The organism is Streptomyces sp. NPDC054956, from assembly GCF_053609185.1.
The window spans coordinates 1-6165 of sequence record NZ_JBSGXB010000391.1 but is presented as its reverse complement, the minus strand read 5'-3'; the positions used below and the strand labels follow the sequence as shown (position 1 = coordinate 6165).

Below are 6165 nucleotides of genomic sequence, written 5' to 3'. Positions count from 1 at the left end.
CGGCGGACCGAGCGGTTCCGCGTCACCGGCGCCGGGCCCGACGGACAGCCCGTGACCGTCAGGCCGCGCTGGTGAAGACCGGCGGGTAGCCACCCGACTGCCCGGCGGCGGTGGGGTGGTACGACTCGCCGATGTTCAGCCAGTTGAGGCTGTGCAGCCACTCGCTGCCGGAGCAGATCTCGTGACCGGTGAAGGCGCCCGCCACCGAGGCGAAGGTGAAGCCGTGGTCGGCGGCGCGCTTGGCGATGGCGGCGTTGAGGTAGTCGGAGCCGCCGTTGATGGCCGTGCGTTCGCCCTCCGTCAGTCCGGCGACGCAGTTGCCGTTCAGCTTGTAGAAGCGGGGATAGCCGAGGACGACCACGCGGGCGCCCGGGGACCGGCTGTGGATGGCGTTGTAGACCTGGTCGAGCTGGCCGGGGAGGGTGGAGTCGACGTAGGCCTTGGCCTGGTTGACCCGGCTGACGCAGTTGGCCTCGGACTGGAGCACACAGGTCGTCATGACGTCGGAGAATCCGGCGTCGTTGCCTCCGATCGTGATGCTGACGAGGTCGGTGCCGGCGTTCAGGGGTGCGAGCTGGCCGCTCATCACATCGCCGGTACGGGCGCCGGAACAGGCGACGAAGGAGAAGGTCTGCGGGGCGTGGGCGGCCGCCCAGAGCGCCGGGTAGGCACGGGTGGTGCGCTTGCAGTTTCCGCTGGCGCTGTCGTAGTTGCCGGCGCCGACGCCGGAGGAGTACGAGTCACCGAGGGCGACGTAGCCGAAGTCGGCGGCGGCGGTCGCCTGGCCGGCACCGAAGAGGGCGGCTCCCGCGGCGAGTAACAGGGAAGAGGCCAAGGCTGTGAAACGAGACATTCTCATGCTCATGTGTGCGGCTCCTTGTGGGGGGTTACTCCGGAGTTACTCCTGAGTCCGTGGTACAAGGAGCCGAGGTCCGCTGGAAGTGTTCATGCCAAGAATATTCAGGGCAGACATGGCGTCCGAATCTTCACCCGCACGGCGTTTGAAGAGGGAATCCCGCCACTCGATCCGGCGAAACACGGGTGCATGAGGGCAGTTCGTGCCGGATCATGGGCGCCATGCCAGCCAACCCGCAAGACGCGCTGCCGATCCGGCTCAACGTCGACGACAGCGACTCCCCGTCGGACGTCGTCGACGCGCTGTTCCTCGGCCGTTTCGCGTCCGGCGAGCAGCCCTACTCGCACAGCGTGTCCATCGACCGGGTGAAGGCCGGCGCCACCCTCCTGCCGCCCCTGGCCACCGTGTTGCGCTCGGCGCGCGACAGCGACCGCAGCGCCACGCTCGCCGAGGGCGAGGGCTGGACCATGCTCGTCTCCCGCTGGAGCCGGGGCGCCGACGTCACGGTGACGGCCGTCAGCGACGAACTCGCCGCCGGGGTGCTCGGCGAGGCCACCAAGGACGCGCAGGACGAGCCCGAACCGCAGCCCGAGAACGTCACCATGGGGTTCTGGTACGTCTCCCCGCGGCGCGGCCCGTACCGCACGACCCGGCAGATCGCGGCCGGCACCTGGGCCGAGGTGCGGCCCAACTACACGGCGCCGGTGGCCGGGGCGATGGACCGGCTGATGAAGATCACCCCCGACGACATCGCGGGCCGGCTGCTCCTGCTGCACGGTCCGCCGGGCACCGGGAAGACCTCGGCCCTGCGCACGCTCGCCCGGTCCTGGCGCGACTGGTGCCAGGTGGACTGCGTGCTGGACCCGGAACGGCTGTTCAACGACGTCGGCTACCTCATGGACATCGCGATCGGCGAGGACGAGGGCACGGCGAAGGGCCGCTGGCGGCTGCTCCTGCTGGAGGACTGCGACGAGCTGATCCGCGGCGAGGCCCGGCACACCGCCGGGCAGGCGCTGTCGCGGCTGCTCAACCTCACGGACGGGCTGCTCGGCCAGGGGCGCAACGTACTGGTGGGCGTGACCACCAACGAGGACCTGGAGCGGCTGCATCCGGCGGTGGTCCGGCCCGGCCGCTGCCTGGCCCGGATCGAGGTCGGCCGCCTCACGCACCGCGAGGCCACGGACTGGCTCGGCACCGACGAGGGCGTCTCCCGCGAGGGGGCGACGCTGGCGGAGCTCTACGCGATGCGCCGCGGTACGACCGGCCCCTCGGCCCTGCTGCCGCCGCAGGGGCACGACACGGAGGCCGGGCTCTACCTGTAGGGCCTGTCCGTCGGATCAGGCCGGGCAGTCGACAATGGGGGCGCGGCCGAAGGCCCCCGTCGGCCGCGCAGACCCCGGGGTGACCCACGAACAGGAGACCGCACCGTGCTCGAACCGGCGCAGGAGAATCCCTTCCCCGACAGCCACGTCCTCGGCGAAGGCCCCGAGCCGCACCCGCAACTCCAGCCGGTGCTGGGCCTGATCGGCCGCTGGCACGGCCGGGGAAGCGGCGAGTACCCGACCCTGGAGCACGGCTTCCGGTACGAGCAGGAGATCACCTTCAGCCACGACGGCAGGCCCTTCCTGTGCTACGAGTCGCGCGCGTGGCTGATCGACGAGTCCGGGGCGGCCCTGCGCCCCGCGGGACGGGAGACCGGCTGGTGGCGCATCCTGCCGGACGCCTCCGTCGAGGTCACGCTGGCCCACCCGACGGGAATCGTCGAGACGTACGTCGGCCAGGTCTCGGGCATGGAGATCGAGATGGCGACCGGGACCGTGGGGCTGACCCCCCGGGCCAAGGAAGTGACCGGCATGCGGCGCCACTACGCCCTGGGGGACGGCGAGCTGACGATCGTGCAGGAAATGGCCGCGGTGGGACAGCCCATGCAGCACCACCTCCAGGCCCGGCTCCTGCGCCGCAAGGACTGACCCGGCGGGGCGCGGCCGCGGCGCGAGGACCGGCCCGGCGGGGACCGGCCCGGCGGGCACCGGCCCGGCGGGCACCGGCCCGGCGGGGCCGCGGAACTCAGCCGGCGTAGCGCGCACGGAGCGCGTCCAGCGCCGCGGCCGTCGCCTCGTCGAAGCTCAGGCCCAGCCGTCGCGCCCGTTCCGCATAGGCCTGCGCGGCGGCGGCCGCCTCGCGGAAGGCGCCGTCGCCCGCCGCCGCGACGAAGCTGCCGGCCCGGCCCCGGGTCTCGATCACCCCGTCCGCCTCCAGCACCCGGTAGGCCTTGGCGACCGTGTTCGCCGCCAGCCCCAGCTCCTCCGCGAGGCCGCGTACCGTCGGCAGTTTGAAACCGGCCGGCAGCCGTCCCGCCCGCGCGCCCTCAGCGATCTGGGCGCGCAGCTGCTCGTACGGGGCGGCCGCGCCGGGCGCCGCGTCGATGCGGATCTTCAGGTTCGTGGAAGTCGAGGTCACGCGGCCGATTGTCCCCCATCGGGCCCCGGCTCCGGCCCGAAATTCACGCGCGCGCGGCCCCGCACCGGCCGTACCGTCCAGGACATGATCACAACGATCCGGGACCTGCGCCCGAACGACACCGACGACGCCGAGTCCGTCGTCCGCGTGCGGCGCGCGGCGCTGCCGTTCATGATCGGCACCGCTCGAGGGGTGGCCTTCGAGATCGCCTCCGCCCACCCCGACAAGCGCTACCGCGTCCTCGTCGCCGAGGCCGCCGACGGCCGGGTGGTCGGCACCGCGCAGGTCGGCATCGTCTACGACAGCCCCGAGCCCGGCCAGGGTTTCGTCAACGCCTACGTGGACCCCGCGCGGCGCGGGCTCGGCGCCGGGACCGCCCTGCTGCGCGCCGCCGAGGAACACCTCGCCGCCGAGGGCGCGAAGGACGCGTACGCCTGGGTCCTGGACGAGCCGTCCCACCGCGCCTTCGCCGAGCGGCACGGCTACCGCGCCTCACGGTCCGCGCACTTCCTGCGCCGCGACCTCACCGCGCCCGGCCTGCCGGCCCTTCCCGGGAACCTCCCGGCCGGCGTCGAGCTGCGCCCCGCCTCGGCCTTCGCCGCCGACCCGCGGCCGCTCTTCGAGGCCGACGCGGCGGCGAGCCTCGACGAACCGGGCGACGTGCCCACGGAGTTCGACGACTACGAGGACTGGCTGCGGCACACCTGGAACAACCCGTACCTCGACCTGGAACTCACCACCGTGGTCCTCGTCGACGGCAAGGTGGCCGCCTTCACCGCCGCCCACACCGACGGGGCCACCCGCTACTCCTCCGCCATGACCGGCACCCTGCGCGAGTTCCGCGGGCTGGGGATGGCCAGGCTCGCCAAGACCGACTCGCTGCTGCGGGCCCGCGCGGCCGGCTACACGGACGCGTTCACCGGCAACGACACCGGCAACGTCCCGATGCTCGCCGTCAACACCTGGCTCGGGTACGAGATCTGCGCGACCGAGACCCGATTCACCAAGCGACTGTCCCGAGGAGAGAACCCCCGTTGACCGCCGACCCTCCCCAGCCCACCTTCACGGTCACCCTCACCAAGGGGGGCCGCACCAAGATCGCCTACCCGGCGCGGCTCGTCGCCGACACCGGCACCCGGATCACCGTACGGGCCCCCTGGGCGGCCGAGGGCGTACGGGACTTCGGGTTCGTGCGCTTCGAGCCGGGCGACGTGTTCACCGAGCACTTCTGGCGCGACCGCTGGTACGCCGTGAAGGAGGTCCGGACCGGCGAGGGCGTCCTCAAGGGCTGGTACTGCGACGTCACGCGCCCGGCGGTGGTCGGGGACGGCACGATCCTGATCGAGGACCTGGACCTCGACCTGTGGGTGTCGGCCGACGGCTCCGCCGTCCTGCGCCTGGACGAGGACGAGTTCGCCGGGAGCGGCCTCGCCGCCACCGACCCCGAGGCGGCCGCCGAGGCCGTGCGCGCCCTGGACGCCCTGGAAGCCCGGGCCCGATCCGCCGAGGGCATCGCCGCCCTGTACGCCTGATCCGGCCGCTTTCTGTGGGCCCGCTTAGTGGCTCCTTAAGCGGACCCTAAGGATCGGCTCCGGGGGCCCGAACCCGGCCGAACGGCGGTTGGCGGCGGTTAGTTTGGCTGGGCCAGGGAGGGCCGGAGGCGGCGCCGCGAACCCGTGAGGGGCGGCGCCGCACAGCCTCGGCCCCCTACTCGCGCTGCCCCGTGCCGTGCCCCAGAGGAGATCCGCCATGTCCGCACGCCGTACCGCCGCCCGTATCGCCGCAGCCGGTCTGGCCCCGATCGCGGTGGCCGCGTACGCCGCCGTGCCCGCGGCCGCCCACGGTTCGATGACGGACCCGGTCAGCCGGGTGGCCGCGTGCTACGCGGAGGGCCCCGAGGCCCCGAAGTCGGCGGCCTGCAAGGCGGCGGTCTCGGCGAGCGGCGCGCAGGCGTTCTACGACTGGAACGCGGTGAACATCGCCAACGCCGCCGGGCAGAGCAAGTCGCTGATCCCGGACGGGCAGCTGTGCTCCGCGGGGAACGGCAAGTACAAGGGGCTGGACCTGGCGCGCGCCGACTGGCCGGCCAGCCCGATGGCCCCGGGCGCCCACACCTTCCGCTACAAGGGGACCGCCCCGCACAAGGGCTCCTTCGAGCTGTACGTGACGAAGGACGGCTACGACCCGACGAAGCCGCTGAAGTGGTCCGACCTGGAGCCGGCGCCCTTCGCGAAGGTCTCCGACCCGGGCATGCAGAACGGTGACTACGTCTTCTCCGGAACCGTCCCCAACAAGTCCGGCCGGCACCTGATCTACAGCATCTGGCAGCGCTCGGACAGCCCGGAGGCCTTCTACACCTGCTCGGACGTGGTCTTCGGCAAGGACAACGGCGGAACGGGCACGGGCACGGGCACCGGCGGTGCGGTAACCGGCGGCACGGGCACCGGCGGTGCGGGCACCATGCCGGACACCAAGCCCGCTTCCACTCCCCCGAAGCAGCCCCAGGCCCCGACCGACCAGCAGATCGCCGACGGCGCCGCCAAGTCCACGGTGGAGCACAACGGGCACGGGGACAACGACCCGAAGACGAACGGCGCGGCCACCGCGCCCGCGACCCCCTCGCAGAGCGGGACCGACCTCGCGGAGACCGGCTCCAGCCGCGCCACCCCGGCGATCGCGATCGCCGGGGCCGGAGTCCTGGCCATCGGCGCCGCCGTGCTGTTCGGGCTGGCCCGCCGCCGGGCGACGCCGGGCCGCCACGGCCGCTGACGGCCGACGACCGACGACTGACAGCGGCGGACGGCCCGCCGGGGGGCGGGTCGCCCGCCGCTGTCAGTCAGTGGGTGGGT

At 73.1% G+C, this 6165-nt stretch carries 7 protein-coding genes; 5 read left to right on the top strand and 2 right to left on the bottom strand.

Features of this window, described 5'->3' with window-relative positions:
- Positions 1-58 precede the first annotated feature (58 nt).
- Positions 59-859 (bottom strand): SGNH/GDSL hydrolase family protein, encoded by an 801-nt coding sequence (locus ACWGDE_RS34875; protein ID WP_453393072.1) that lies wholly within the window; start codon positions 857-859, stop codon positions 59-61.
- Positions 860-1077: 218 nt separating this feature from the next.
- Here ACWGDE_RS34875 and ACWGDE_RS34870 point away from each other — a divergent pair, with 218 nt between their 5' ends.
- Positions 1078-2178, top strand: coding sequence for a DUF5925 domain-containing protein (locus ACWGDE_RS34870; RefSeq protein WP_453393071.1), 1101 nt, complete (start codon positions 1078-1080; stop codon positions 2176-2178).
- Between the two features lie 105 nt (positions 2179-2283).
- A complete protein-coding gene (locus ACWGDE_RS34865) occupies positions 2284-2826 on the top strand; it encodes an FABP family protein (protein WP_453393070.1) in 543 nt (180 codons plus the stop codon).
- Between the two features lie 97 nt (positions 2827-2923).
- Here the strand turns inward: ACWGDE_RS34865 and ACWGDE_RS34860 are convergent, their stop codons facing one another.
- Positions 2924-3316, bottom strand: a complete 393-nt coding sequence (locus ACWGDE_RS34860) for a GntR family transcriptional regulator (RefSeq protein ID WP_453393069.1) — start codon at positions 3314-3316, stop codon at positions 2924-2926.
- 84 nt (positions 3317-3400) lie between these two features.
- Here ACWGDE_RS34860 and ACWGDE_RS34855 point away from each other — a divergent pair, with 84 nt between their 5' ends.
- The 3 genes from ACWGDE_RS34855 to ACWGDE_RS34845 all read left to right on the top strand — a co-directional run bounded on the left by ACWGDE_RS34855 (position 3401) and on the right by ACWGDE_RS34845 (position 6085).
- Positions 3401-4354: an N-acetyltransferase family protein gene (locus ACWGDE_RS34855; RefSeq protein WP_453393068.1), complete on the top strand. Its 954-nt coding sequence runs from the start codon at positions 3401-3403 to the stop codon at positions 4352-4354.
- Positions 4351-4848: a DUF402 domain-containing protein gene (locus ACWGDE_RS34850; RefSeq protein WP_453393067.1), complete on the top strand. Its 498-nt coding sequence runs from the start codon at positions 4351-4353 to the stop codon at positions 4846-4848. Before ACWGDE_RS34855 ends, ACWGDE_RS34850 begins: the two co-directional genes overlap by 4 nt.
- A gap of 217 nt (positions 4849-5065) precedes the next feature.
- Positions 5066-6085 carry a lytic polysaccharide monooxygenase gene (locus tag ACWGDE_RS34845; RefSeq protein WP_453393066.1) on the top strand — a complete coding sequence of 340 codons (1020 nt, stop codon included), beginning with the start codon at positions 5066-5068 and terminating at the stop codon, positions 6083-6085.
- Positions 6086-6165 lie beyond the last annotated feature (80 nt).

Coding starts and splice junctions, on each gene's coding strand:
- ACWGDE_RS34875 (WP_453393072.1), bottom strand. CDS start 859: ATGAGAATGTCTCGTTTCACAGCCTTGGCCTCTTCCCTGTTACTCGCC.
- ACWGDE_RS34870 (WP_453393071.1), top strand. CDS start 1,078: ATGCCAGCCAACCCGCAAGACGCGCTGCCGATCCGGCTCAACGTCGAC.
- ACWGDE_RS34855 (WP_453393068.1), top strand. CDS start 3,401: ATGATCACAACGATCCGGGACCTGCGCCCGAACGACACCGACGACGCC.
- ACWGDE_RS34845 (WP_453393066.1), top strand. CDS start 5,066: ATGTCCGCACGCCGTACCGCCGCCCGTATCGCCGCAGCCGGTCTGGCC.